This is a genomic window from Niveibacterium terrae (genome assembly GCF_048213115.1).
Classification (GTDB): Bacteria; Pseudomonadota; Gammaproteobacteria; order Burkholderiales; family Rhodocyclaceae; genus Niveibacterium; species Niveibacterium terrae.
Genome location: NZ_CP172404.1, coordinates 3,642,647 through 3,667,742, shown reverse-complemented (window position 1 = coordinate 3,667,742; position 25,096 = coordinate 3,642,647). Strand labels below are relative to the sequence as shown.

General features: G+C 64.8%; 20 protein-coding genes and 2 tRNA genes. 12 read left to right on the top strand and 10 right to left on the bottom strand.

The features are described from left to right. The first annotated feature begins 1 nt into the window (after window position 1). The 6 genes from ACHFB9_RS16955 to ACHFB9_RS16930 all read left to right on the top strand — a co-directional run bounded on the left by ACHFB9_RS16955 (window position 2) and on the right by ACHFB9_RS16930 (window position 8,538). Window positions 2–2,170, top strand: coding sequence for a hypothetical protein (locus ACHFB9_RS16955; RefSeq protein WP_417068696.1), 2,169 nt, complete (start codon window positions 2–4; stop codon window positions 2,168–2,170). Continuing rightward, entirely contained in the window at window positions 2,163–4,163 is a 2,001-nt protein-coding gene (locus tag ACHFB9_RS16950; protein WP_417068695.1) for a DEAD/DEAH box helicase, read from the top strand. Before ACHFB9_RS16955 ends, ACHFB9_RS16950 begins: the two co-directional genes overlap by 8 nt. After that, the gene (locus tag ACHFB9_RS16945) at window positions 4,160–4,972 is read left to right on the top strand and encodes an efflux RND transporter periplasmic adaptor subunit (RefSeq protein ID WP_417068694.1); all 813 of its coding nucleotides are present in this window, start codon (window positions 4,160–4,162) and stop codon (window positions 4,970–4,972) included. The genes ACHFB9_RS16950 and ACHFB9_RS16945 overlap by 4 nt, the downstream gene beginning before the upstream one ends. A gap of 371 nt (window positions 4,973–5,343) precedes the next feature. Then, window positions 5,344–5,976: a hypothetical protein gene (locus tag ACHFB9_RS16940; protein WP_417068693.1), complete on the top strand. Its 633-nt coding sequence runs from the start codon at window positions 5,344–5,346 to the stop codon at window positions 5,974–5,976. A 35-nt stretch (window positions 5,977–6,011) separates the two neighbouring features. After that, window positions 6,012–7,226, top strand: coding sequence for an IS256 family transposase (locus ACHFB9_RS16935; protein ID WP_417068692.1), 1,215 nt, complete (start codon window positions 6,012–6,014; stop codon window positions 7,224–7,226). Between the two features lie 313 nt (window positions 7,227–7,539). After that, complete coding sequence (locus ACHFB9_RS16930) at window positions 7,540–8,538, top strand: 2-hydroxyacid dehydrogenase (protein ID WP_417068691.1); 999 nt, start codon at window positions 7,540–7,542, stop codon at window positions 8,536–8,538. Here ACHFB9_RS16930 and ACHFB9_RS16925 read toward each other — a convergent pair. The 4 genes from ACHFB9_RS16925 to ACHFB9_RS16910 form a co-directional block, all read right to left on the bottom strand. After that, window positions 8,535–9,611, bottom strand: coding sequence for an FAD:protein FMN transferase (locus tag ACHFB9_RS16925; protein WP_417068690.1), 1,077 nt, complete (start codon window positions 9,609–9,611; stop codon window positions 8,535–8,537). The two genes, ACHFB9_RS16930 and ACHFB9_RS16925, sit on opposite strands and share 4 nt — an antisense overlap. 47 nt (window positions 9,612–9,658) lie before the next feature. Next, entirely contained in the window at window positions 9,659–10,639 is a 981-nt protein-coding gene (locus ACHFB9_RS16920) for an IS1595 family transposase (protein ID WP_417068689.1), read from the bottom strand. A 129-nt stretch (window positions 10,640–10,768) separates the two neighbouring features. Continuing rightward, window positions 10,769–10,969: a hypothetical protein gene (locus ACHFB9_RS16915; protein ID WP_417068688.1), complete on the bottom strand. Its 201-nt coding sequence runs from the start codon at window positions 10,967–10,969 to the stop codon at window positions 10,769–10,771. 107 nt (window positions 10,970–11,076) lie between these two features. Next, entirely contained in the window at window positions 11,077–11,676 is a 600-nt protein-coding gene (locus ACHFB9_RS16910) for a TetR/AcrR family transcriptional regulator (protein ID WP_417068687.1), read from the bottom strand. Window positions 11,677–11,777: 101 nt separating this feature from the next. On the opposite strand from ACHFB9_RS16910, the gene ACHFB9_RS16905 reads away from it, so the two are divergent. Genes ACHFB9_RS16905 through ACHFB9_RS16895 form a run of 3 tightly spaced genes read left to right on the top strand, consistent with a single transcriptional unit; the run spans window position 11,778 to window position 15,969 of the window. After that, window positions 11,778–13,247 carry an efflux transporter outer membrane subunit gene (locus tag ACHFB9_RS16905; protein ID WP_417068686.1) on the top strand — a complete coding sequence of 490 codons (1,470 nt, stop codon included), beginning with the start codon at window positions 11,778–11,780 and terminating at the stop codon, window positions 13,245–13,247. Between the two features lie 33 nt (window positions 13,248–13,280). Then, window positions 13,281–14,429 carry an HlyD family efflux transporter periplasmic adaptor subunit gene (locus ACHFB9_RS16900; RefSeq protein ID WP_417068685.1) on the top strand — a complete coding sequence of 383 codons (1,149 nt, stop codon included), beginning with the start codon at window positions 13,281–13,283 and terminating at the stop codon, window positions 14,427–14,429. A gap of 10 nt (window positions 14,430–14,439) precedes the next feature. Then, window positions 14,440–15,969, top strand: a complete 1,530-nt coding sequence (locus tag ACHFB9_RS16895) for a DHA2 family efflux MFS transporter permease subunit (protein ID WP_417068684.1) — start codon at window positions 14,440–14,442, stop codon at window positions 15,967–15,969. A gap of 43 nt (window positions 15,970–16,012) precedes the next feature. On the opposite strand, the gene ACHFB9_RS16890 is transcribed toward ACHFB9_RS16895, so the two are convergent. The 3 genes from ACHFB9_RS16890 to gltX form a co-directional block, all read right to left on the bottom strand. Beyond that, window positions 16,013–16,489, bottom strand: a complete 477-nt coding sequence (locus ACHFB9_RS16890) for a GNAT family N-acetyltransferase (protein WP_417068683.1) — start codon at window positions 16,487–16,489, stop codon at window positions 16,013–16,015. Between the two features lie 152 nt (window positions 16,490–16,641). Next, window positions 16,642–16,716: transfer RNA gene (locus ACHFB9_RS16885), tRNA-Glu, on the bottom strand. Window positions 16,717–16,802: 86 nt separating this feature from the next. Beyond that, the gene (gltX, locus tag ACHFB9_RS16880) at window positions 16,803–18,212 is read right to left on the bottom strand and encodes a glutamate--tRNA ligase (RefSeq protein WP_417068682.1); all 1,410 of its coding nucleotides are present in this window, start codon (window positions 18,210–18,212) and stop codon (window positions 16,803–16,805) included. 279 nt (window positions 18,213–18,491) lie between these two features. Between gltX and ACHFB9_RS16875 the strand changes: the two genes are divergently transcribed. Continuing rightward, window positions 18,492–18,566, top strand: a tRNA-Gln gene (locus tag ACHFB9_RS16875). Window positions 18,567–18,568: 2 nt separating this feature from the next. Here the strand turns inward: ACHFB9_RS16875 and ACHFB9_RS16870 are convergent. Together ACHFB9_RS16870 and ACHFB9_RS16865 are read right to left on the bottom strand one after the other, a co-directional pair. Next, window positions 18,569–20,260 carry a glutamine--tRNA ligase/YqeY domain fusion protein gene (locus ACHFB9_RS16870; RefSeq protein ID WP_417068681.1) on the bottom strand — a complete coding sequence of 564 codons (1,692 nt, stop codon included), beginning with the start codon at window positions 20,258–20,260 and terminating at the stop codon, window positions 18,569–18,571. 169 nt (window positions 20,261–20,429) lie between these two features. Beyond that, window positions 20,430–22,343, bottom strand: coding sequence for an ATP-binding cassette domain-containing protein (locus ACHFB9_RS16865; protein WP_417068680.1), 1,914 nt, complete (start codon window positions 22,341–22,343; stop codon window positions 20,430–20,432). A gap of 91 nt (window positions 22,344–22,434) precedes the next feature. Between ACHFB9_RS16865 and ACHFB9_RS16860 the strand changes: the two genes are divergently transcribed. After that, entirely contained in the window at window positions 22,435–23,121 is a 687-nt protein-coding gene (locus ACHFB9_RS16860) for a hypothetical protein (RefSeq protein WP_417068679.1), read from the top strand. On the opposite strand, the gene ppgK is transcribed toward ACHFB9_RS16860, so the two are convergent. Beyond that, window positions 23,115–23,870 carry a polyphosphate--glucose phosphotransferase gene (gene ppgK / locus ACHFB9_RS16855; protein WP_417068678.1) on the bottom strand — a complete coding sequence of 252 codons (756 nt, stop codon included), beginning with the start codon at window positions 23,868–23,870 and terminating at the stop codon, window positions 23,115–23,117. The genes ACHFB9_RS16860 and ppgK overlap by 7 nt on opposite strands. 92 nt (window positions 23,871–23,962) lie before the next feature. Between ppgK and ACHFB9_RS16850 the strand changes: the two genes are divergently transcribed. Then, entirely contained in the window at window positions 23,963–25,087 is a 1,125-nt protein-coding gene (locus tag ACHFB9_RS16850; RefSeq protein WP_417068677.1) for an SLC13 family permease, read from the top strand. Window positions 25,088–25,096 lie beyond the last annotated feature (9 nt).

The following is a 25,096-nucleotide window of genomic DNA, read 5'->3' as shown; positions in this document are numbered from 1 at the left end:
CATGCAGAATCTGCTCTCCGACAACTGGCACAGCGTCCGCTGGCTCAAGCCCCGGCTGCGCGACGGCGTGCGCTGCTATCACCGCGTCTTTCGCGGCAAGGCCGCGGTGTTGCTGTTCGATCCGGCTTCGCACCGCTTTCACCGCCTGTCCCCCGAGGCCTGGCGGGTGGTCGAGCTGTTCGACGGCCGGCTCAGCCTCGATCAGATCTGGGAGAAAGCCGCCCTCGCCGAGGCGGATTCCGACTCCGCTGCCCCGCCAGGCGATGCGATCAGCCAGCATGAACTGGTGCAGCTGGTTTCCCAGCTGTACGGGGGCGACCTGCTGCAAAGCCAGGTGACGCCGGATGCCGCCGAGGTGCTGGAGCGCTTCGAGCGGCAGCGCAAGGCCAAGATCAAGCAGGTGTTCACGAACCCGCTGAGCGTCAAGCTGCCCTTGCTGCACCCCGACCCTTGGCTCGCGAAGCAGCTGGGGCTTGCCCGCGCCCTGTTCTCTTGGCCCGTCCTGGGGATCTGGCTGTGCCTGGTCCTGCCGGCCGCCGTGCTGGCGGGCATGCACTGGGGCGAGCTGACCGAGAACCTGTCCGACCGCGTGCTGAGCACCCAGAACCTGTTGATCGCCTGGTTCACCTACCCGGTGGTCAAGGCTCTCCACGAGTGGAGCCACGCGCTGGCGGTCAAGAGATGGGGCGGGCGGGTCCGCGAGGCCGGGATGATGCTGCTGGTCTTCACCCCTGTCCCCTATGTCGATGCGACCGATTCCTATGGTTTCGCGGGTAAATGGCAGCGCGCGATGGTCGCAGCGGCCGGCATCATGGCCGAGCTGACGCTGGGGGCCATCGCGGTCTATCTGTGGCTGCTCGCCGAACCCGGGCCTCTGCGCGCCGTCGCCTATAACGTGATCCTGATCGCCGGGGTGTCGACGCTGCTGGTCAATGGCAACCCGCTGATGCGCTATGACGGCTATTTCGTGCTCAGCGAATGGCTGGAAATCCCCAACCTGGCCCAGCGCGCGACGAAGTTCTGGACTTACCTCGCCGATCGCTACTTGTTCCGCTCCCGCGAGGCCCACTCGCCGACGCAGAGTGGGTTCGAAACCGCGGTGCTGACGATCTATGGGGCGATCGCGCCCTTCTACCGCTTGAGCATTTCGCTGGGTATGGCCTGGTTCGTAGCCGAGAAGTACTTCGTTTTCGGGATGGCCGTCGCGATCGCTGGCGTCTGGTCCAGCCTCGCGATGCCGATCTGGCGGGGCTGGAAGCATCTGCGCGGCAGCCCGACTCTGGGCAGCCGCCACGCCCAGGCCCAGAAGCTGACGGCGGCGCTCGCGGCGCTGATCCTTGTCCTGCTCGTCTGGGTGCCAATGCCGTTTTATGCGGTCAGCGAAGGCGTGCTGTGGGTGCCCGAAGAGGCGGTGGTGCGGGCCGGGGCCGCTGGTCTGGCGACCTCGACGATGGCGCGCTCGGGCGCCGAGTTCCGCAAGGGCGGGGTGATCGGCGTTCTCGATAACCCGGCGCTGATCTCGGAGATGCAGGCGGCTCAAGGCGCGAGCGATGAGCTGGACGCGCGGCTGCGCAAGGAGCTCGGCGAGGACGTCGCCAAGGCTCTGGCGACGCGACGCCAGCTCGAAGCGGCGCAGGAAAAGCTGCGCGAGGCCGAGCACAAGGCGGTGGCCTTGTCGCTGATCGCCGGTCAGCGCGGGCGCTGGGTCTTCGCCAACGGCAGCGAGCCGGCCGGGCAGTACTTCAAGCGCGGGCAGACGGTCGGCTATCTGGTCGATGGGCCGACGCGGATCCTCAGGGTTGCCGTGGCCCAGGAAGACATAGACCTGGTGCGGGGCCGCTCGCGAGGAGCGAGGATCCGCCTCCAGCGCCGGCCCTGGGTCGAATACGGTGCGCGCGGCATGAGGCCGGTCGCCGCCGGACAGCAGCAACTGGTGTCGCCCGCGCTGGGAACGGATGGCGGCGGCGTCATCGCGGTCGATCCGTCGCAACAGGATGGAGCCCACGCGCTGCAGCGGGTGTTCGATGTCGAGATCGAGATGGATAGAGCCGATCCGCTGGCCGTCTTCGGCGACCGGGCCTGGGTTCGCTTCGATCTGGGGGCGACGCCTCTGGCGCGGCAGTGGTTCCTGCGTCTGAGGCAGGCTTTCCTGGCGCGTCTGAATGTTTGACGGAACCCTGGCCAGACGCTATGCGGGCTATTCGTTCCGCCGCGCCGATACGGTTCGCGATGAACGCGCCGAGCTGCGCTCGCACGCGGTCGAAGACTTCCTGCGCGGGCTGTGCAGCGTCTTCCAGCGCCGCAGCATCTCGCGCCGGCGCGCCGATGCCTTTGGCGGGCGGGTGCGCGCGGTGATGGCGCCCAAGGAGAGCCTGTCCGATCAGGACTTGCGCGCGGCGCTGACGGACGAGGCGGTCCGCCTGCGCGCGTCCCCTCTGGACGAGGCGGCGCTGGCGGCGGTGTTCGCCTCGCTGGGCGAAGCCTGCCGGCGCATCTTTGGCTACTACCCGCACAACGTGCAGTTCATCGGCGCGCGCACGCTGCTGTCGGGCGAACTCGCCGAGATGCAGACCGGGGAGGGTAAGACGCTGGTGGCGGCGCTGGCGGCCACGGCGATGGCGGCCAGCGGAGTCAGTGTGCATGTGGTGAGCACCAACGATTACCTCGCCAAGCGCGACGCCGAGGAGATGCAGCGGCTGTTCGGCTTCTTCGGGCTGAACTCCGGAAGCATCCAGGAGGGCATGGAGCCCGAGGATCGCCGCGAGCAATATGGCCGCAACATCTGCTATGTCAGCGGCAAGGAGCTGGTTTTCGACTACCTGAAGGACCGCCTCGCCGGCCATGGCTATCAGTGCGCTCGGGTGTCGTATACGCGCGACTTGCTCGCCAGCGCGAGCGACAGCGCCAGCCAGCCCTTGATTGCCTGCCTGCATTTCGTGATCGTCGATGAAGCCGACAGCGTGCTGATCGACGAGGCGCGCACTCCGCTGATCATCTCCCGCGAGGCCGAAGGGCTGTACGAGGCCGAGCTGATCCGCTGGGCCGTCGAGCAGGCGAGGGGAATGCGCGAAGGCGTCCATTACACGCTGTCGGCCGAGCGCGCCGTCGTGCTGCGCGAGACCGCGCTCGCCGCGTGCGGCCCTTTGCCCGCGACGGTGCGGCCGGTCTGGCAGACGGCGCGCTGGAAAACCGTGCTGCTGCGCCAGGCGATCTCGGCCGTCTACCTGTTCTCGCTCGACCAGCACTACATCGTCGCCGACGGCAAGGTGCAGATCGTCGATGAGTCCACCGGCCGCGTGATGCCGGACCGGACCTGGGAGCAGGGGCTGCACCAGCTGATCGAGTGCAAGGAGGGGCTGGAGCTGTCGGGCAACCGCGAGACCATGGCCAAGATGACCTTCCAGCGCTTCTTCCGCCGCTACTATCTTCTGGCCGGGCTGACCGGGACCGCGTCCGAGGCGCGCCGCGAGCTCTGGTCGGTCTATGGTCTGCGCGTGCGCCGCATTCCGTCGAACAAGAAGAACCGGCGCGAGCGCCTGCCCGATATCTGCACCCGGAATGCCGAGGCCAAGTGGGAGAGGGTTTGTCTCGACACCCAGGCGGCTCTCGAGCGCGGTCAACCCGTCCTGGTCGGCACGCGCAGCGTCGAAGCGTCGGAGGCCGTCAGTGCCGCGCTCGCCGCCAGGGGCATAGCGCACATCGTGCTCAACGCGCGCCAGGACAAGGATGAGGCCGAGATCGTCCGGGGCGCCGGACAGCCCGGTCGGGTGACGGTGGCCACCAACATGGCCGGGCGCGGCACCGACATCAAGTTGGGCGATGTGGCGCGTCAGGCCGGAGGCCTGCACTGCATCCTGACCGAATTCCACGAGTCGCCACGCGTGGATCGCCAGCTCTTCGGGCGCAGCGGCCGGCAGGGAGACCCCGGATCGGTGCGCGCGATCGTCGCGGCGACGGATGCTCTGTTCGAGCGGCAGGCCGTGCTGGCGGCGAGCCTTTTGCGCAGGGCCGGCAGCGATGCACTGCGCTGCCGCCTGCTGCCCTGGGTCAGCCGATGGGCGCAGTGGCGAGCCGAGCGACAGGCGCTGCGAGCGCGCCGACAGACTTTAAAGCAGGACAAGACTTTGCACCGATTGATTGGTTTTGCGGGAAAGACACTATGAAGAAAACGCTTGGCTGGATATTCCTGGGATGCTCCGCCGGTTTGGCCCACGCGGGCACCGACTTCGACTGCATGATCGAGCCGGCCCAGACCGTCGAGCTGCGCAGCCCCGTCGTCGGCCTGATCCAGAAACTGCATGTGCGGCGCGGCTCGCGCGTGGCGCGCAACTCCCCTCTGGTGACGATCGATTCGGGGGTCGAGCGCAGCGCGGTCAATGTCGCGAAATTCAAGTCCGAAGCCCTGGGCGCCCTTCAGGTTGCCCAGAGCAAGCTGCAGGCTGCTCAGGGAAAGGCACAGCGCAACCGCCAGCTCTACGAAGAGGAGTTCGTCTCGGCCCAGGCGCGCGACGATGCGGTGGCCGAAGCCCGGCTCGCCGAAGCCGAGGTCAAGTCGGCCAGGGAAAACCTGCAGCTGGCCAGGCTCGAGCAGATCCAGTCCCAGGAGCAGCTGAACCGGCGCATCCTGCGCAGCCCCTTTCCCGGCGTCGTCATGAACGTCTATCTCTCGACGGGCGCTCTGGTCGATACCAGCGAGAGCAAGAAGGCGATCCTGAAGCTGGTGCAGACCGACAAGCTGCGTGTCGAGGCTTTTGTCCCGCTGCGCTATTTCAACCGGATCAAGGCCGGCAATGGCGTGACGATCCGTCCGGAGGCGCCGCTGACGGGGGGAGTCTCCGCCAGGGTCAGCACCGTCGACCGCGTGATCGACTCGGCCAGCGGCACCTTCGGCGTCGTCGTCGAACTCGACAACCGCAACGGCACGGTCCCGGTCGGGAGCCGCTGCAAGATGGCGATCGCCGGCGTGAACTGAATGCCGTCCTCTGCTGCGGTTTCGCGACGCTTGCTGACTTTGCCTGTGCGCAGCTAAGAGCCGAGAAGCTTGTTCCGTAGAGTGAAATGGGCGGGGTCATGACTTGCATAAAAATGATCGAATGCAAGACCCCGGCTTTCTTCACTGGTGAGTACATCGCGTAAGTTTTCGTTTTTAACGAATTGTCTGTACTAAATGAACGGTATTGAGACCTGCCCCTGTTGTTTTGCAAAACAACAGCTCGGGTTGAAATCATTACGCCGCCTCATTCTCTTGCCGCAGAAATCAGAGCAAACATGGGAGGGCAGTCTCTATGTTTGACGGGGCTGGCTTTTGCGGCGGCTCGGGATCTAGGCTTTCAGGAGGTTGGTGTGGATATGAGTTATGTGGATGTCCCTAACTTTGGGACGCCTGCTGTGTTGGTGGCTGCTGCGCCTGCTGTGGGAAAAGAGAAGGCGATGGGTGTGTGTCTGCCGACCGAACAAATACGGAAAGATGTGCGGCAACCATTAATAGTCCAGCCGGATGGAAGCGCACAAAGCTATTTTGATTTTTATGAAAAGAAAAAAGTATCGCCTTCTTTTGGTGGTGTGCGCGTTGTCAGGCAGCCGCTCAACGGACAATTAAAGCACGAAAAAAATGCGAGTGGGTTTGATGTTTATGCTTATTATCCTGAGCATGGATATCTTGGTAAAGATCGTTTTGAGTTCGTTGTTTCTGTTGGTAAGGAGACGGTTCGGGTTGTCTATTTCGTCGTTGTTCAACCCAATCGAACGGATGAGGAAGGATTTCAATCCAGAAAGTATTGCCCAAAAGTGGAATGGAAAATATCCCTCGATACGGGTTCTGACGCCAATCTTCAAGCTCTGCTTGCCCGGAGTTTGGCTAGCGGCTTGAAGGTCACCACGGTCGACCTGGGCAGCGCGATGCTCGGCCAAACTATAGGCACCGGCGCGGATGCGCGGATCAGAGTCTGTAAATTGAACTGTGTAACTGACCTCTGAGACGATAGAGCCCAGACAGGGCAAGGAGGCGTTACATGAAGCTGACACCGGAGCAGTTGGACGCGTTGGTGGGCGAGTGCCGGGATCCGAAGGAGATGGCGTCGCTGTACTCGCAGATGCTGCAGCACATGATCAACCGCTCGCTGGAAGCGGAGATGCAAACGCATCTGGGCTACGCGCAGAACGAGTCGGCGCCCGAGGATGCGGGAAACAACCGGCGCAATGGCAAGAGCCGCAAGACGGTGCAGAGCGAAGTGGGCGACTTGCAGATCGAGACGCCGCGCGATCGCTCGGGCAGCTTCGAGCCGCAGCTGGTCAAGAAGCGTCAGGTGCGCCTGGCGGGGATGGAAGAGAAGATCCTGACGCTGTACGCCAAGGGGATGACCACGCGGGACATCGAATCCGCGTTGGTCGATCTGTATGGCGTGACGATCTCGCACGCGCTGATCGCGCAGGTGACCGACGCGGTGCTCGACGAAGCGCGCGCCTGGCAGAACCGACCGCTCGAAGCGATCTATCCGATCGTCTGGCTCGACGGAATCGTCGTGAAAGTTCAGCAGAACAAGCAGGTCATCAACAAAGCCGCGCATGTGGTGCTCGGGGTGAATCTGCGCGGCGAGAAGGAAGTGCTGGGACTGTGGCTCAACGAGAACGAAGGGGCCAAGTTCTGGCTGTCGGTGCTCACCGAGCTGCGCCATCGCGGTGTGCAGGACATCTACATCGCCAGCATGGATGGGCTCAAAGGCTTGCCGGAAGCGGTTAATGCGGTGTTTCCGAATACGCTCACGCAGCTGTGCATCGTGCATCTGGTGCGCGCCAGTCTGCGCTATGTCGCAACGCGCGACAGCAAGGCGGTGGTGGCCGCGCTCAAGCGCATTTACCAGTCGGCGAGCGCCGAGGAGGCCTCTGCCGAACTCGATGCGTTCGAGACCGAATGGGGCGAGAAATATCGGGCGGTCGTGCGATTGTGGCGGGGCAATTGGGACAATGTCATTCCGTTCTTCCAGTTCCTGCCGCAGATCCGCAAGGTGATCTATACGACCAATGCGATCGAATCTCTGAACATGGTCATGCGCAAGCTCACGCGCAACCGACGGATCTTCCCGAACGACGACTCGGCGCTCAAATCGCTGTTCCTGGCGATCCGGGAAGCCTCGAAAGGCTGGAAGGCAATCCACCACTGGAAGCCCGCTCTGCAGAGCTTCCAGGTAATGTTCGGCGAAGAGCGCGTGCCGCTAAATGCGCTGTGATTGGGAATTTACACAGTTCGTTTGACAGACCCGCGGATCACGCTCGACACCGATGCCGCCGGCTACGGTTGGTTCGTCGATCAGACTCCTGACGACAACAGCGAATTCCTGCCCAGCGCCGACCCGACTGTCTGAGCTGGATCGGAATGATCGAAGGCGATTCCGCCTTGACTCTCTGCGGCTCTGCGGCTCTGCGTGAGAAGATGGCCTTGTACCGCCCGTGCGCGAGCTTGTTCCGCTAGATGAAACGTGTTTTCATTGAACGAAATAGAGCAGCCCCGGTCGAAAGACTGTCACTTTCAAGGAGTCAGCCATGCGCATCGCCGTCTTTGACACCCACCCCTATGACGTCGCGGCTCTGACCGCTGCGAATGTCGAATTCGGCCACGAGCTCGAATTCTTCGAGGAGCGCCTGCACGAGAAGACGGTCGAGCTGGCGCATGGCTTCGACGCGGTCTGCCCCTTCGTCAACTGCCGGCTGACCGAGAAGGTTCTCGAACGGCTCGCCGAGTTCGGCGTCCGCCTGGTCGCGCTGCGCGCGGCCGGCTTCAACGGTGTCGATATCGACGCGGCGATCCGGCTCGGCATCAAGGTCGTCCGGGTGCCGGCCTACTCGCCGGAAGCAGTGGCCGAGCACAACTTCGCGCTGCTGCTGACGCTGATCCGCAAGACCCACCGCGCCTACAACCGGGTCCGCGAACAGAATTTCTCGCTCGACGGGCTCGAAGGCTTCACGCTGCACGGCAAGACTTACGGCGCTCTGGGCGCCGGGCGGATCGGTCAGTGCGCGCTGCGGATCGCCAAGGGCTTCGGCTGCAAGCTGCTCGCCTACGATCCCTACGAGAACGCTGCGGCCGCGAAGGAAATCGGCTTCGAATATGCGTCGCTGGAACGGGTGCTCGCTGAATCCGATGTGATCTCGCTGCACCTGCCGCTGACCGAGCAGAGCCATCACGTCATCGACGCAGCGGCTCTGGCGAAGATGAAGCGCGGCGTCGTGATCGCGAACACCAGCCGCGGCGGGCTGATCGACACCGCGGCGCTGATCGAGGCGCTCAAGACCGGTCAGGTCGGCGGGGTCGGGCTGGACGTCTATGAGCAGGAAGAGGGGGTGTTCTTCCACGACCTCTCGGACCAGCCTCTGCAGGACGACATCCTGGCTCGCCTGATGATCTTCCCGAATGTGCTGATCACGTCTCACCAGGGCTTCCTGACCCGCGAAGCGCTGCATGCGATCGCGCTGACGACGCTGGGCAGCGCTCAGGCCTTCGAGCGCGGCGAGGCGCTGGTCAATGAGGTGAAGTCGGCCTAATCAAGGATGCGTGGCTTGGGCAGGTCGGGGCCAAACTCGACCCGCCTGGCCATCGCGGCGGTGACTTCGATGTTGCCGCGGGCGTCGACCCTCAGCGCGTTGGCGATGCCATAGGCCTTGAGCCTCTGCCGCCAGTGCGCGGCGTCGATGAAGGCGGGTTTGCTCGACGCATCGGACAGCGTTCCGGCTCTCTTCTGCGCGGTGATCAGGATGCTCAGGCTTTCGGTTCCCCGGGCCGGGCGGCCGCTGCGCGGATCGAGCAGGTGGCAGTAGCGCTCGCCGCCCAGGTCGAAGAAGCGTTGATAGTCGCCCGAGGTGCCGATCGCTTCGCCGTCCTTCAGGTTCAGCGTCGCCAGTGCGCCCCCCCGGCGCGGATGCTGGATGCCGACGCGCCACGGCGTGCCGTCCTTCGAACCGAGCGCGATCAGGTTGCCGCCGATGTTGACCAACGCATTGTCGACGCCGTTCGCGCGCAGGATCGTCACGGCCCGGTCCAGCGCCCAGCCCTTCGCGAAACCGCCCAGGTCGATCTTGACGGCCGGGTTGCGGCTGCTGACCTGATGGCCGACGACGTCGACGTCGGCCATGCTCGGATGGGCCTTGAGCAGCTTCTCGACCGCCTCGGGCGCGGGCAGCCGCGCCTCGAAGTGATCGTTCTGAAAACCCCAGAGGCCGATCAGGCCGCCGATGGCCGGGTCGAACAGATAGTCGCCGCGGGCCGCCATCTCTTTCGCTTCGGCGAGCATTCCCGCCAGTTCGGGCGACACGGTCGCCGCGCGTCCCTGGGCGATCGCGCTGTTCACCGCTGTCAGTTCGGAGGGCTCCCAGGCGTGGATCGCGCGGTGCAGCCGGTCGAATTCGCGCAGCACAGCGCCGACGGCCTTCGTGGCCTTCGCTTCCTCGACGCCCCAGGTCGTGATCTCGACCCGGGTGCCGAACACATAGGATTCCTCGTGGTGCGCGCCCGGGCGGGCGCAGGCGGCGAGCATCAGCAAGAGGCCGAGACCGGTCAGCCTCAGCAGGGGGATCGGGAAGAGGCGCATTGCATCGGGCAAAGGGGGGAGAAGGCTCAACTTTAACCCGGATGCGCGCGCCACGACCGTCGTCTCCCAAGGATTGGCTATGTCCCCAAGTCGTGTTGCATCCCTCGGCCGAGCGCCTCGTCGAGGCATTGCTGCGGGGTGATCGCGTCGCCGTAGCGTTCGAGCATGCGGCGCCAGCCCAGATAGTGGTCCAAGTAGTGCGTGGCCACGCCGTGGAAACGCCCCATCCAGTTCTTCAGCCGGCCGTGATAGGCGCTGACGTTCTGGATGTGATACGCACCGCCCTGGCTGCGCCCCCCTGTCTGCGCTGGCACCGCGACATGCGTGAGCTGTGCCGCGCGGGCGAAACCGGCATAGGCGGCTGCGTTATCGGTGCACAGCAGCACATCGGCATCCACCAGCGGTTTCAACCGTTCGGCGAGCTGCGCCGCATCGAGCCTGTCCAGTTTGAAGTCCGCCGTATGCCCCGAGCGGTCGCGAACCACCAGCACCGGGATCGGCGCGGCGTCCGTGTCCGGCGCTTTACCCAGTGCGCCGCGCTGATGGGCCGGGCGCGGGATGTGCCGCTGGCCCTTGAAGGATTCGCGGAAGAAGGTTTCACCCGCCTCGACGATCCCGGCTTCATGCGCATCGCGGTGTTCGGCGATCAGCGCCAGGAAGCGATGCCGCCAGAGGAAGGACGTGTTCTTGCTGAGGCCGCAGAGCTGGGCGGCGGCGCGCACGGACAGACCGTCGATCAAGGCCTGGGCGTAAGCGCTCCATTTTTCCGGGTGCTGGAGCCGCGCCAGAGAAGAGCCCGTCAGCGCCGTGCAGGTTCGCTGGCAGCATTGGCAACGGTAGCGCGCCAGGCCGCGCGTGAATCCCCAAGGCCTGAGATTGCCCGCTTCGGCATGGCAGTGGGGGCAGCCGGGCAGATCCGGAAGCTCGGGCGGTGCCGCAGCCGAGCCCTTGCCGAGCGGGCTTGTGGGGAGGGCGAGCGTCCGGAACAGGCACTGCCTCTGGCGGGGCGTCAGCTCGCAGGCCCGCTTGAGCCAGTGACGAAAGGCTTGGGCATCCATGATCCGACTCCGTGTCCGGAGGATGCCTTCAGCATAGCCCGCCCCGCAACACACTTCAGGGACATAGCCAAGAAAAAGCCGGATCTTCGGCGGATCCGGCCCTGCACAGAAACGAAGCTGCGGTGGGGCTTACTTCGCTGCGGAGCCTCCGACCGCCGGAGCTTGCTTGGACTTCTTCGGGGCCTTCTTGTGCGCCTTCTTGACCGTGGTCGTGGCGGTCTTCGCGCTCTTCACGGCGGGAGCCGAACCGGTCGGGGCGGCAGGGGCTTCGGCGGCGAGGACGCCAGCGGCAAAGGTCAGGGCGGAGAGGGCGGCGATCAGCTTTTTCATGTTCATGCTCCTGGGAGATTGGCACTTCGTCAGCGAGTGCACGACTGCATTCTGCGAGGGTCTCCATTACGCGGGCATTAAGGAGAATGAAGAGGAGCTTAAGCGCTTTATGGTGCGTAGGCCTTCAGGAAGACGTCGACCGCCCGCGCGACGATGGCCGGGATGTCCTCGGCGGGCAGCGTGTCCTGGACGCCGAGCAGGAGCTGTTCCACGTTTTCGGCCCTGAGCAGCGCGAACAGGTGCTGGGCCGCGATCGTGGGGTCGGTGCTGCGCAGCTTGCCCCTCGCGATGCAATCCTGCAGGTAACGGGCGAGCTGTTGCAGGCCTTCGAGCGGTCCGCGCTCATAGAACAGGCGCCCCACGCTGCTCTTGCCGCTTTCGGCATAGACGTTCCGGAAGGCGCTGATCAGTCCTGGCCGGGAGGTCGCGTCGAGGAAGCGCTCGCCGAATCTCTGCAGGCTGGCTGGCAGCTCGGCCGAGGCATCGAGTTCTTCGAAGATGTCGCGCATCAGGTCTTCGGCGTACTGGCGCATGACTTCGACGAACAGCTCGTCCTTGGACGTGAAGTAGCGGTACAGCGTCGCTTTTGAGCCGCCGACGCGCGCCGAGATCTCGGACATCGATGCGCCGTTGAAGCCGTGCTCCTGGAATACCGCGCGGGCGACATCGAGGATGGCCTGGCGGCGCGATTCAGTCTTGATGCGCATTCTTAACCCATTGCTTTGAGACAGACCCGTACAGTTTTGCTTGACCGGCAAATGCTGTCAATGCGAAACTGTACGGTACTGTTTCGTAAAGGATCCTCGCAGTGTCCCAGCCGCTCCCCCGTCTTCCGTTCCAGATCGATTCCAGTCCCTTCCCCCGCTTGCGCACATCGCTGCTGATGGTCGGGCTGCTGACCCTCGCCGCCTGCGCACAGATGCCCGAGCTGGGAGCGATGCCCCAGATCAAATCCGCGGAAAAGTGGGAGGCCAGCCAGAGCCTCGCCGCGCCGGAACAGGCCTGGCTGCCCGAGCGCTGGTGGCAAAGCTATGGGGATGCCCAGCTCGACGCGTTGATCGACGATGCGCTCGCGGGCTCGCCCAGCCTGCGCGCGGCCGAGGCCAGACTGCGTCGCGCTGAAGCCGGCGTGCAGACGGCCGATTCCGCGACGGGGCCGCAAGTCAGCGCGAATGCGTCGGCCGAGGAGGCCAAGCAGAGCTACAACCTGCTGATGCCTCGCTCGGCGCTGCCCGACGGCTGGAAAGACTATGGCCGGATGACTCTGGACTTCAGCTGGGAGCTGGACTTCTGGGGACGCAACCGCGCCGCGCTGGCCGCCGCGACATCCGAGCGTCACGCCGTCGCCGCGGACGCCGCCCAGGCGAGGCTGATGCTGAGCACCTCGGTGGCCAGCGCCTACGCGGAGCTGGCCCGACTCCACGCTGCGCGCGATACCGCCGCCGCCGCGGTCGAGGTGCGCAGCAAGACCTGCGCGCTGTTCCATCAGCGCTACGCCAACGGGCTGGAGACGCTGGGCAGCGTCAGGCAGGCCGATTCCCGGATGGCGGGCGCGCAGGGCGAGCTGCTGGCCGCGGATGAGCAGATCGCGCTGCTGCGCAACCGCATCGCCGCGCTGCTCGGGGCCGGACCGGATCGCGGGCTGGCGATCGCGCGCCCGACGATCAAGCTCGACCGGGCTCCGGGCCTGCCCGAGAAGCTCGCGCTGAACCTGCTGGGGCGCCGCCCCGATGTCGTCGCCGCGCGTCTGCGCGCCGAAGCGGCCGCCAAGCGTATCGATGCTGCCCGTGCCGAGTTCTATCCGAACGTGAACCTGTCGGCCTTCATCGGCGTGCAGTCGCTGGGCCTGGACAAGCTCTTCAAGTCCGGTTCGGACATCGGCAGCGTCGGTCCGGCGATCTCGCTGCCGATCTTCAACGGTGGTCGGCTCAAGGCGCAGGTCAAGGGGCGGCGCGCCGACTACGACGAGGCGGTCGCGAATTACGAGGCCACGGTGACCGAAGCGCTGCACGAAGTCGCCGACTCGGCGGTCAGCTGGCGCGCTCTGGCGGGGCAGCTCGACCGTTGCCAGGCGGCTGTCGCAGCGGCTCGCGAAGCCTGGCAGATCGCCCGCAATCGCTACGACGGCGGGCTCTCGAACTACCTCGACGTGCTGACCGCCGAGGACGCGCTGCTCGCGAGTCAGCGCCAGCTGAGCGATCTGCAGTCGCGCGCCTTCAGCATCGATGTGGCGATGGCGCGCGCGCTCGGCGGCGGCTTCCGCTCCGATAAGTCCTGACCCAGTCCCGAATTCGTTCCAAAGGAAATCAACATGTCGCAAATTTCAAGCATCGAAGCCTCCGCCGTTGCCGCCGTCGAGGCTCAGACCAGCCCGCACCGCCGCAAGCTCTTCCTCGCCCTGGGCGCCGTCGTCGTCGCAGCCGGAATCGGCTATGGCTCCTACTGGAGCCTGTATGCGTCGCACTTCGTCAGCACCGACAACGCCTATGCCGCGGTCGAGATCGCCCAGGTCACGCCGTCGGTGGGCGGCACCGTGCGCGAGGTCAAGGTAGTCGATACCCAGGCGGTCAGGAAAGGGGACGCGCTGGTCGTCATCGACGATACCGATGCCCGCCTCGCTCTGGCCCAGGCCGAAGCCGGATACGCCAGCGCCGTGCGCCGCGTGCGCGGCTTCCACGCCAACGACGAAGGGCTGAGCGCGCAGATCGCCAGCCGCGAAGCGGATCAGGGGCGCGCCGCAGCCCAGCTCCAGGCGGCCGAAGCCGATTTCGAGCGCGCCCAGATCGACCTGAAGCGCCGCGAGGCGCTGGCCGGCACCGGCTCGGTTTCGGGGGACGAGCTGACCCGGGCCCAGAACGCGTTCGCGACCGCAAAGGCCAATCTCGAGGTGGCCCGCGCCGGCTCGGCCCAGGCCCGCGCCAACCGCGCCGCCGCGATCGGCTCGCGCGAAGCCAATGCGGTATTGATCGACAACAGCTCGACCGAGAACAACCCCGAAGTGGCGCTGGCGCGCGCCCGGCGCGATCAGGCGCGCGTCGATCTGGCGCGCACCGTCGTCCGCGCTCCGGTCGATGGTGTCGTTGCGAAGCGCCAGGTCCAGGTCGGCCAGCGCGTGCAGGCCGGCGCGCCGCTGCTGACCGTGGTGCCGGTGGACCGGATGCACGTCGACGCCAACTTCAAGGAAGTGCAGCTCGAGAATGTGCGGATCGGCCAGAAGGCTGAACTGCACGCGGACATCTACGGCGACAAGGTCAGCTACCGCGGCACCGTGGCGGGTTTCTCCGGCGGAACGGGGGCGGCTTTCTCGACGATTCCGGCGCAGAACGCGACCGGCAACTGGATCAAGGTGGTGCAGCGCCTGCCGGTGCGCATCGATATCGACCCCGCCGATCTGAAGGCGCACCCGCTGCAGGTCGGCCTGTCGATGGATGCGCGCATCGATACCCGTTCCGGCAAGTGAGGCCTTTGCGATGAAGCAGGCCCTTCTTCCCAACGGTGAGCAGCCCCTGCAAGGGGGCATGCTGTGGGTGGCCGCGCTGCTGCTGGCCGCCGGCAACTTCATCGCCGTGCTCAACATGACGATCACCAACGTGGCCGTGCCGACGATCGCCGGCGCGCTGGCGGTCACCAGCAGCCAGGGCACCTGGGTCATCACCGCCTATGCGGTGGCCGAGGCGATCTCGGTGCCTTTGACCGGCTGGCTGGCCAATCGCTTCGGCGCGGTGCGGGTGTTTTCGACCTCGATGGTCTTGTTCGGCGTGTTCTCGACGCTGTGCGGCCTCTCCGGTTCGATCGGCATGCTGTTGCTCGCTCGCGTGCTGCAAGGGCTGTCCGGCGGACCGCTGATGCCGCTGTCGCAGACCCTGTTGCTGCAGATCTTCCCGAAGAGCAAGGCCGCCGCGGCGACCGCGCTGTGGTCGATGACGACGCTGATCGCGCCCATCCTCGGGCCCATCGTCGGCGGCTATATGTGCGACCAGGTCTCGTGGTCCTGGGTCTTCTTCCTCAACGTGCCGATCGCGCTGGCGGGCGGCTGGTTCGCCTGGGGGCTGCTCAAGCGCTACGAGTCCGCGCTCGTCCGCGCGCCGATCGACAAGGTCGGTCTGGGCTTGCTGATCGTCTGGGTCAGCGCGCTGCAGATCATGATCGACGAAGGCAAGGACAAGGACTGGTTCTCCTCGACCTACATCGTCGTGCTCGCGATCATCGCGGCGATCGGCTTTGCCGCTTTCCTGATCTGGGAGCTGACCCACCACGATCCGGTCGTCGATCTGCGCGTCTTCCGCCATCGCGGCTATTCGATGAGCTTGCTGACCCTGGTCCTGGCCTTCGGCGCCTTCTTCGGCATCAACGTGCTGACGCCCTTGTGGCTGCAGAACTTCATGGGCTACACGGCGACCTGGTCCGGGCTGGCGGTCGCCTGGAGCGGCGTGTTGGCGATCTTCCTCGCGCCGCTGGCCGCGGTGATGTCCGAGAAGCTCGACTCGCGCCGCTTGGTGTTCTTCGGCGTGGCCTGGATGGGCGTGGTCACTTTCTGGCGGGCCTTCGGCAACACCGACATGGACTTCTGGAGTGTTTCGCTGCCGCTGCTGGTGATGGGAATCGGCATGCCCTTCTTCTTCGTGCCGCTGATGAGTGTCGCGCTCGCCGCGGTCGATGAGAAGGAGACCAACTCGGCTGCGGGGTTGATGAATTTCCTGCGGACCCTGGCGGGCGCGATTGCGACCTCGATGGTCAGCACGCTGTGGGAGGACAAGATCAAGCTTAACCACGCCGATCTGGTCGCGACGATGGACAGGGCCGGCGACGCCATTCCGGCCCAGGCGATGCAGCAGCCGGGCATCATCGATTCCCTCGACTATCTGGTGCACAGCCAGAGCGTGATGCTCGCGACCAATCAGCTGCTGATGCTGCTCGCGACGGTTCTCGGCGTGGCCGCGCTGAGCATCTGGCTGGCGCCGCGACCGGCTCGCGCGATCGACGCGTCGGCGGTGCACTGACCCGGCGAGCTCTGGCCTGTGTCAGACCAGAGCTCGCCGGGAATCAACAGGTGATCGCTGAGGGGGTCAGGTACATGGAGCAGGACATCTTCTCCGGATCCTCGGTGCTCAGCACAAAACCCAGGGCTGTATAGAGGGATAAAGCAGAAGCGTTTTCCCTGTAGACGTTGAGTGTAATCCGGGAGGGATGCTGACGTTCAAGGGCGAGTTGCAACAGCGCCTTGCACAGATGACGCCCTACGCCTTGCCCTCTGCGGGTCGGCGCAACAATGATCCTGCCGAGATGGACGGCATCGGGTTCGCGCAGGAGCGTTTGTCCAAAGCCCACGACGAGGCCTTGCTGATCGACAAGGACGAAAGCGTTCTCCGGACCCGCCTCAATCTCACGCCAGCTTCGGTCGATCGCAGGCGGAAAGGACAGGGAAGGGCCGCCCCAGAGTTTCAATGTCTCAGCGGAGGTGATCCAGGAAAGGATGGTCTGAAAATCGGCTATCGTCGCAGGCCGGATCGCATATTCCATGCTTTTGATCCGAAAAAGGTGATTCGGATCCGCTTGACGGTTGATCGGTCGCAGTTGCCGCGACTTCGCGCAGAGAGGATAGGCGTTCTGATCAGATCGTAAGCGGGTCGCTTTGTGCGATCTGTAGCGCGTCCGACAGGTGTCGAAAGCGCTGGTAGTCCCAAGGGGTATCGAACCCCTATTTCCGGCGTGAGAGGCCAGCGTCCTAACCGTTAGACGATGGGACCACGGACTGCGTGGTATCCGGTGATGCGGAGCCGTTGCGGTTCTGAATCACCGGAGAGGCGCAGTCTAGCACGTTGGCGCCGGGCTGTCAGTCCTTTGCGATGAAGCTGAGCGCTTCGCGAATGCGCTTCAATGTCCGTTCCTTGCCGAGCGTGATCATCATCTCGTCGAGGCCGGGACTCGTCGCTTTCCCCGAAAGGGCCACCCTCAGGGGCTGGGCGACAAACTTCATCTTGACGCCGCAGGACTCGGCAACCGACCTCAAAAAGGCATCGATCCCGTCCTTCGTATAGTCGGCAAGCGCCGGGAGTTCTGCGTGGATCGCGCGCAACGGAGCCGCCGCGTCAGGGGTCAGGAATTTGTTCGCCGCTTCCTCTTCATAGACGAGTTCGTCCAGGAAATAGAAGGCTGCGGCTTCCGCGATTTCAACGATCGTCTTTGAGCGCCCCTTGAAATCGGCGGCGGCCTGCTCGGCGAGCGCGTTGTCGAAGATCGGAAAGTTCTTTTCCTTCCAGAACTCGGTGGCCGCCGAAGCGAGGCTGTCCCTGGGGTATTCCTTGATGTAATGCTGGTTCAGCCAGAGGAGTTTTTCCTGGTTGAAGACGGCCGCCGACTTGCCGACCGCATCGAGGTCGAACAGTTCAACCAGCTCTGCGCGGGAGAAGATTTCCTGGTCGCCATGAGACCAGGACAGGCGGGCGAGGTAATTGACCAGCGCTTCGGGAAGAAAGCCCATGTCCTTGTAAGCCATGACGGACGTGGCTCCGTGGCGCTTGCTGAGCCGCGCCTTGTCATCGCCGAGAATCATCGGGACGTGGCCGAAGCGCGGCAAGGGGTAGCCCAGAGCCTGGTAGAGAAGGATCTGCCGGGGGGTGTTGTTGATGTGGTCATCGCCGCGAATGACGTGGGTAATCGCCATCTCGGCATCATCGACGACGACCGCGAAATTGTAGGTGGGATAGCCGTCGCTGCGCTCGATGATCAGATCGTCGAGTTCTTCGTTCCTGAAGCTGATCGGTCCCTTGATCAGATCGTCGAATTCAGTCGATCCGGAGTCCGGGCAGCGGAAACGCACGACCGTGTCCGCTCCCTGTTCGAGATGCTTGTCCCGGCAACGGCCATCGTATTTGGGATTGCGGCCTTGCTGCAGCGCGGTCTTGCGCATGTCCTCCAGTTCCTCCGGAGAGCAGTTGCAGTAATAGGCCTTTCCCTCCGCGATCAGCTGGCGAACCTTCTGTCGGTGAATCTCGACGCGTTCCGCCTGAAAGATCGGGCCTTCGTCCCAGTCCAGGCCCAGCCAATTCATCGCATCGAGGATCGCTTGCGTCGATTCGGCGGTCGAACGCTGCTGATCCGTGTCCTCGACGCGAAGGACAAAAGAGCCACCAAAGTGCCGCGCATAGAGCCAGTTGAAAAGCGCCGTCCGGGCTCCGCCGATGTGCAGAAAACCGGTCGGCGAGGGGGCAAAGCGCGTGCGGATACATTCTTTATTGTTCATCGAAAAGCTCATCAAGATTTGTTCTGGAAGTGTGGGCCGGCCGCGTCGGGCCGGTCCTGGAACCGGGAATTCCTTGCGGCGCGATCAGCACGGAACCCATCCGCGCTGACCCTTCAAGACCGCGTTCGGGTGGTCCGCCGGAGCCGGAATCGGGCTCATCAAACGGGCTTTTTCGGAGAAAAAGGCGTCGTCGGGCGGTGACTTTCTTGACATGGAATACCAAACATCCTAGACTTGCGCACTTCCTTGCAGGCCCCAGCGCAGCTGAGGCCTCCTGATTGGGGAATCGTTCAATTGGTAGGACGACGGACTCTGACTCCGTTAATCAAGGTTCGAACCCTTGTTCCCCAGCCAGCTCAAGCCCGCGCTCCCGCGGCCACCTTCGCCCACGAATCCCTCAGCGCGACGATCCTGTTGAACACGGGTTTATCCGCTTGCGAGTCCTTTTCGTCGGCACAGAAATACCCCAGCCTTTCGAACTGATAGCGGCTGCCCGGCGCGGCGTTTTTCAGGCTCGCTTCGGCATAGCAGGTGCTCAGCACTTCCAGAGATTCCGGATTCAGGTGGCGCGTGAAATCCTCTTCGCCGGCCGGTTCCGGGATATTGAACAGGCGGTCATAGAGGCGCACTTCGACGGGGACGCAGTGTTCCGCCGAAACCCAGTGAATCACGCCCTTCACCTTGCGGCCGTCGGCCGGAGGCGCATCGCGGGTTTCAGGATCGTAGGTGCAGTGCAGCTCGATCACTTCGCCGGTGGCCTCGTCCTTGACCATGCTCGCGAAAGCGATGACGTAGGAATTTCTGAGGCGGACTTCCTTGCCCGGGCCGAGGCGGTGATACTTCGAGCTCGGATTTTCCATGAAGTCGTCGCGCTCGATATAGAGCACCCGGGAAAACGGCAGCGCCCTTGAGCCCATTTCCGGCTTTTGGGGATGGTTGGCGCAGTCGAATTCTTCGACCTGGCCTTCCGGGTAGTTGTCGATGACGACGCGCAGCGGACGCAACACGGCCATCGCCCTGGGCGCGCTGTCATTGAGGTCTTCGCGGACGCAATGTTCGAGCAGCGACAGATCGATCAGGTTGTCGTTCTTCGCGACGCCGATCTCGGAGCAGAAATTCCGGATGGCCGCGGGAGAGAAGCCGCGGCGCCGCATTCCGGCCAGCGTCGGCATGCGCGGATCGTCCCAGCCTCGCACATGGCCTTCCTTGACCAGCTGGATCAGTTTGCGCTTGCTGAGAACCGTATAGCTCAGGTTCAGGCGCGCAAATTCGGTCTGCTGCGGGCGATTGCGGGCGATCAGCCTCTCGACGATCCAGTCGTAGAGGGGGCGGTTGTTTTCGAATTCGAGCGTGCAGATCGAATGCGTGATGCCTTCCAGCGCGTCGGAGAGGCAGTGCGCAAAGTCGTACATCGGGTAGATCACCCACTTGTCCGCGGTCCGGTAGTGCAGCTCCCGCTTGATCCGGTAGATCACCGGATCGCGCATCACGAGGTTCGGCGAAGCCATGTCGATTTTCGCGCGCAGCGTATGCGTGCCGTCCGCGAATTCGCCCGCCCGCATCCGGGAGAACAAATCCAGATTTTCCTCGACGCTGCGGTTCCGATAAGGGCTCTCGCGGCCCGGTTCGCTGAACGAGCCGCGCCGCTCGCGAACCTCGTCCGCGTTCAGGTCGCAGACATAGGCATTGCCTTGCTTGATCAGCTCCGTCGCGAAGGAATAGAGCTTCTCGAAATAGTCCGAGGAATAGAAAAGCCGATCGCCCCAGTCGAAGCCGAGCCAGCGGACGTCGCGGATGATCGACTCGACATATTCCATCGATTCGCCGACCGGGTCGGTATCGTCGAGGCGAAGATTGCAGCTGCCCTGGAATTTTTTGGCCAACCCGAAGTTCAGGCAGATCGATTTTGCATGCCCCATGTGCAGATAGCCATTGGGCTCTGGGGGGAAGCGGGTCGCGACCCGCCCTTCATGTTTGTTCGTCCGGAGATCGTTTTCTATGATCTGGGCAACAAAATCGCTTGCCGTCGGAGTGGTGGGTTCTGTCATAGAGTGGGATTCCTTCTTGTGGCCAATTGAATGAAAGTTTAACGGGAGGACGTTTCCCGCGCAGCCTTGCGGGCGCCGCCACCCCTGAAGCTGGAGGTGACCCTTTCGCCAATGATACGAGTCGCGGCCGGAGCTGGCGTCCTGCGAAGCCGAAAATCGGACATCGGCGTCAGATCTCGCCGATCTCTTCGAGCTCGGTCTGGATGTCCAGCCAGCGCAGCTCGCCCTTGTCGATCAGCGTTGCGAGTTCGGCCTGGCGCTTGAGCAGCGTCTGCAGCTGGGCCGAATCGGCGTTGCCCGAATACAGCGCCGGGTCAGCGAGGCGCGCATCGAGCAGCTTCTTCTCGCCGTTCCAGCCGTCCATCCGCCGCTCTATCTGTTCGAGCTCCTTCGCGAGCGGGCGGCGGCGGGAGAGCTTGGCCTGGCGTTCGGCCTTTTCGTCGGCTCTGGCCTGGAGGCGGGCGGCCTTGTCCTGGGCTGCGTCCTGATCGATGTTTGCGGCGGCGTGCTGGGCGCGCCGCTCTTCGAGCCAGACGAGGTAGTCGTCGAGGTCGCCTTCGAAGGGCTCGACGCGGCCGTCGGCGACGAGCAGGAAGGCATCGCAGACGGTGCGCAGCAGCGCGCGATCGTGCGAGACGAGGACCATGCTGCCCTCGTATTCGGCGAGCGCGCGGGTCAGCGCGTGGCGCATCTCGAGGTCCAGGTGGTTGGTCGGTTCGTCGAGCAGCATCAGGTTGGGGCGGCTGCGCACGAGCAGGGCCAGCGCGAGCCTGGCCTTTTCGCCGCCCGAGAAGGGGCCGACCGGTGTGTCCGCCATGCCGCCGCGGAAGTCGAAGCCGCCGAGGTAGTCGCGCAGTTCCTGTTCCCGGGTCTGCGGTTCGCGGCGAATGAAATGGGCGAGCGGGGATTCGTCGGTGCGCAGCTGTTCGAGCTGGTGCTGGGCAAAATAGCCGACTTCGAGGCCCTTGCCTTCGATCCGCGTCCCGGCGAGAGGCGCGGTTTCGCCGGCGAGGAGCCGGACCAGTGTCGATTTGCCGGCGCCGTTCGGGCCCAGCAGACCGATTCTCATGCCCGGCCTTATCGTCATCCCGACGCCTTCGAGCACCCGCCGGTCGGGGTAGCCGGCGACGACGCCGTCGAGCACCAGCATCGGGTCGGGCGCGCGCTCGGGCGCCGGGATCGTGAAGTCGAAGGGGGTGTCGACGTGGGCGGCCGAGATCCGCTCCATCCGGTCGAGCGCCTTGATCCGGCTCTGTGCCTGGCGGGCTTTCGTGGCCTTCGCGCGGAAGCGGCGGATGTAGTTTTCGAGGTGGGCGACTTCGCGCTGCTGTTTCTCGTACATCGCCTGCTGTTGCGAGAGCTGGGCCGCGCGCTGCTCTTCGAAGGCGCTGTAGTTGCCTGAATAGAGGGTCAGCGTGTGGTCGGCGAGCGACAGGATGTGGTCGGTACAGCCGTCGAGGAAGTCGCGGTCGTGCGAGATCAGCATCAGCGTGCCGCGGTAGCCGGCCAGCCATCTCTCCAGCCAGATCACCGCGTCGAGATCCAGGTGGTTGGTCGGTTCGTCGAGCAGCAGCAAGTCGGATCGGCACATCAGCGCCTGGGCGAGGTTCAGCCTCATCCGCCAGCCGCCGGAGAAGTCCGCGACCGGACGGCTCATGTCCGGGGTCGAGAAGCCCAGACCGTCGAGCAGCGCCGCGGCGCGGGCGCGGGCGCCGTAGCCGTCGATCTCCTGGAGCCGGGCGTGCAGTTCGCCGATCGCGATTCCGTCCTGTTTTTCTTCGGCATCGCGCAGCCCCGCTTCGAGGCGCCTGAGCTCGGCGTCGCCATCGAGCGCGTACTCGATCGCCGGAACCGCGAGCGCGGGCGTTTCCTGCGCGACGTGGGCGATCGTCCAGCCCGGCGGGATTTCGAGGTCGCCGGAGTCGGCGTGGAGCAGGCCGCGCAGCGCCGCGAACAGCGTCGACTTTCCGGTTCCGTTTGCGCCGACCAGGCCTATCCGCCAGCCGGGGTGAAGCTGAAGGCTGGCGCCGTCGATCAGACGCTTGGCGCCGCGGGCGAGGACGAGATTGCGCAGGAGGATCATCGGAAAAGAGGGGTGGAGACGAAACCGGCTATTGTAATGGCCGCGCTGCGGCATAATTGCCTATCTTTCGGTTTCGTGAGCCGGTATCCCGATGTCCTTGCACTCACAAGTGTTGTTTCTGGCCCTGCTGGCCGCTCTCTCCTTGCCCGCTTTCGCGCAAACGGCCAGCCCCGGCGATGCCGAGCGCGACCGCAGCGAACTCGAGCGCGCGGCGACGCTGCGCCAGCAGAGCAGCGAAGAGCGCGAGCGGATCGAAGTCGACCGCGTGCGCGGCGAGGCCGAATGCCGGGCGAAGATCCTCGAGAACCGTTGCCGCGAAGACCTGAAGCAGTCGCTGATCCGCCGCGAGAACGCGGTCAGGGCTCAGCAGAACGAGGCCGGGAGGCTGGAGCGGGAGGTGAGGGCGCGCAGCGTCGCGGCGCGCGATGCGGCGCGCGAGGCCGACCGGCCGGTCCGCGAAGCCGAGCAGGCTGAGCAGGCCAGGCTCTTCCGGGAAAAGCAGGCCAGGCAGCAGGTTGAGCCGCGCGGACATGCGCTCGGGCAGGCCGAGGCGCGGGGGGCGGATAAGGCTCGCCGCGCTGACGCGAAGGCCGGACGGCGCGAGCGCGATGCCGCGGCGGCGGCCGAACGTGCGCGCCGCGCCCGGGAAGATGCGGCACGCTACGACGAGAAGCAGAAGAAGCACGACGAGCGGGTGCGGGAAGCGGCGGCCAAGGCTGCCGCACAATCGGCCGCGCAACCCCCCTCAAAAACCGCGGCTTCCGCCCCCCGTCACTGATCGTGCGGCGTGAGCTGGGTCTCGGCGAAGAGCGCGGCGCCGACGATCCCCGCCTGGTTCAGGAAACTCGCCGGGACGACCGGCGCCCTGACCGTGATTTGCGACGAGTATTTTTCAAGTTTCGCGCTCGCCCCTCCGCCGAGCACGATCAGATCTGGCCAGAACAGCGCTTCCATCGTCGCGAGGTAGCGGTTGAAGCGCTTGCCCCAGGCGCTCCATTTGAGCTTGTGCGCTTCGCGCGCCGCGTCCGACGCATACGCTTCGGCTTCTTCGCCGTTCTTCAGAAAGATGTGGCCCAGCTCGGTGTTCGGCAGAAGCTGACCGTTCGCGAACAGCGCCGTGCCCAGCCCGGTGCCTATCGTGACGATCAGCACGACTCCGCTGTGATCCTTGCCGGCACCGAAGCGCATCTCGGCGAGGCCGGCCACGTCGGCATCGTTGGCGATGAAGCAGCGAGAACCGCTGATCTCCGAAAAGTAGTCGGCGATCGCCAGACCGATGAAGGAAGCATCGATGTTCGCGGCAGTGCGCGCGATGCCGCGCTGGATCGCCGCCGGAAAACCGATGCCGACCGGTCCCGTCCAGCCGTGGCGCGAGATCAGCTCGGTCAGGGTCTGTCCGACCGCTTCGGGAGTGGCCGGTTGAGGGGTGGCTATCCGTATCCGCGGACTGAGCAGTTTGCCCGTCCGGGTCTCGACGATCGCTCCCTTGATGCCGCTGCCCCCGACATCGACGCCCAGAATCTGCATGCCCATTTCCTCGCAAAGCGCTGTTCGCCGCGATTATCGCTGCAAATCGCCGCTTGCCCGTAAAATCTTGGTTCTTCCCCCCGAGCCCCAAGATGCAAGAGCTTCTGCTGGTTCCTTCCCGGATTCTCGATCGCCTGCGCCAGGACAGGCTGTTGCTGATCCTGGTCCTGCTGTGCCTGGGTTTGAGCCTTCTCCATCCCGATCAGGTCTCGTCCTATCCGCAGCGCGTGGACTGGCCAACGATTGCGGCTCTGGCCGGACTTTTGCTGCTGACGACCGGGCTCGAAGAGTGCGGCTTTCTGCAGCGCTCGGCTTTCGAACTCGTCACGCGGATGCACAGCGAGCGTCAGCTCGCGCTGTTTCTGGTTCTGGCCTCGGCGCTGCTCGCCTGCGTGCTGACCAACGATATCGCGCTCTTCATCGTCGTGCCGCTGACGCTGGGTCTGCGCGGCATGGCCAGGCTGCCGACTTCGCGCCTGGTGATCTTCGAAGCGCTGGCGGTCAATGCCGGATCGGTGCTGACGCCGCTCGGCAATCCGCAGAACCTGTTCCTGTGGCATCGCTCGGGCGTCGCATTCCACACCTTCGTCGCTGCGATGCTGCCTCTGGCGCTGATCCTGATCGCGGTTCTGCTCCTCTTCACGATATGGGCTTTTGCGCCGGTGCGGATAGAGACGCACGAGGACGTCGAAGCGCCGTCGCTGAACCGGCGCCTGTTGGGCACTTCGCTGCTGCTCTATCCTGCCTTTGTGGTGCTGCTCGATCTGCACCGGCCGCTCTGGGCTCTCGCTCTCGTCGCCGGGGTTTTTCTGGTCGCGGCGCGGCGCGTGCTGCGCCAGGTCGATTGGGCGCTGATCGCGATCTTCGTGCTGATGTTCATCGACCTGCGCCTCGTCGCCGAGCTCGAACCGGTCCGGCACCTGGTCGAGGCGATCGGGCTCGACTATCCGCTGAGGCTCTTCGCTTCGGGCGTGCTGGTCTCGCAGCTGATCAGCAATGTTCCGGCCGCGATTCTGCTCGCCGAGCACAGCGGTAACTGGCGGGTCGTCGCGTGGGCCGTCGATGTCGGCGGCTTTGGGTTTCTGGTCGGTTCGCTCGCGAACCTGATCGCGCTGCGCCTGTTGGGTGACAGGAGCGCCTGGTGGCGTTTCCACCTCTACTCGCTGCCCTTCCTCGCCGTCTCGGCGCTGCTCGCGGGGCTCTACCTGTTCGGCTAGCCGCCGCGG

Bases quoted from the DNA above. Each gene is read 5' to 3' on its own strand.
- gltX (WP_417068682.1), bottom strand. From the start codon at position 18,212: ATGAACAATAAAGAATGTATCCGCACGCGCTTTGCCCCCTCGCCGACC.
- ACHFB9_RS16870 (WP_417068681.1), bottom strand. From the start codon at position 20,260: ATGACAGAACCCACCACTCCGACGGCAAGCGATTTTGTTGCCCAGATC.
- ACHFB9_RS16945 (WP_417068694.1), top strand. From the start codon at position 4,160: ATGAAGAAAACGCTTGGCTGGATATTCCTGGGATGCTCCGCCGGTTTG.
- ACHFB9_RS16955 (WP_417068696.1), top strand. From the start codon at position 2: ATGCAGAATCTGCTCTCCGACAACTGGCACAGCGTCCGCTGGCTCAAG.
- ACHFB9_RS16865 (WP_417068680.1), bottom strand. From the start codon at position 22,343: ATGATCCTCCTGCGCAATCTCGTCCTCGCCCGCGGCGCCAAGCGTCTG.
- ACHFB9_RS16900 (WP_417068685.1), top strand. From the start codon at position 13,281: ATGTCGCAAATTTCAAGCATCGAAGCCTCCGCCGTTGCCGCCGTCGAG.
- ppgK (WP_417068678.1), bottom strand. From the start codon at position 23,870: ATGCAGATTCTGGGCGTCGATGTCGGGGGCAGCGGCATCAAGGGAGCG.
- ACHFB9_RS16890 (WP_417068683.1), bottom strand. From the start codon at position 16,489: ATGGAATATGCGATCCGGCCTGCGACGATAGCCGATTTTCAGACCATC.
- ACHFB9_RS16895 (WP_417068684.1), top strand. From the start codon at position 14,440: ATGAAGCAGGCCCTTCTTCCCAACGGTGAGCAGCCCCTGCAAGGGGGC.
- ACHFB9_RS16910 (WP_417068687.1), bottom strand. From the start codon at position 11,676: ATGCGCATCAAGACTGAATCGCGCCGCCAGGCCATCCTCGATGTCGCC.
- ACHFB9_RS16935 (WP_417068692.1), top strand. From the start codon at position 6,012: ATGAAGCTGACACCGGAGCAGTTGGACGCGTTGGTGGGCGAGTGCCGG.
- ACHFB9_RS16930 (WP_417068691.1), top strand. From the start codon at position 7,540: ATGCGCATCGCCGTCTTTGACACCCACCCCTATGACGTCGCGGCTCTG.
- ACHFB9_RS16850 (WP_417068677.1), top strand. From the start codon at position 23,963: ATGCAAGAGCTTCTGCTGGTTCCTTCCCGGATTCTCGATCGCCTGCGC.
- ACHFB9_RS16950 (WP_417068695.1), top strand. From the start codon at position 2,163: ATGTTTGACGGAACCCTGGCCAGACGCTATGCGGGCTATTCGTTCCGC.
- ACHFB9_RS16915 (WP_417068688.1), bottom strand. From the start codon at position 10,969: ATGAAAAAGCTGATCGCCGCCCTCTCCGCCCTGACCTTTGCCGCTGGC.
- ACHFB9_RS16860 (WP_417068679.1), top strand. From the start codon at position 22,435: ATGTCCTTGCACTCACAAGTGTTGTTTCTGGCCCTGCTGGCCGCTCTC.
- ACHFB9_RS16920 (WP_417068689.1), bottom strand. From the start codon at position 10,639: ATGGATGCCCAAGCCTTTCGTCACTGGCTCAAGCGGGCCTGCGAGCTG.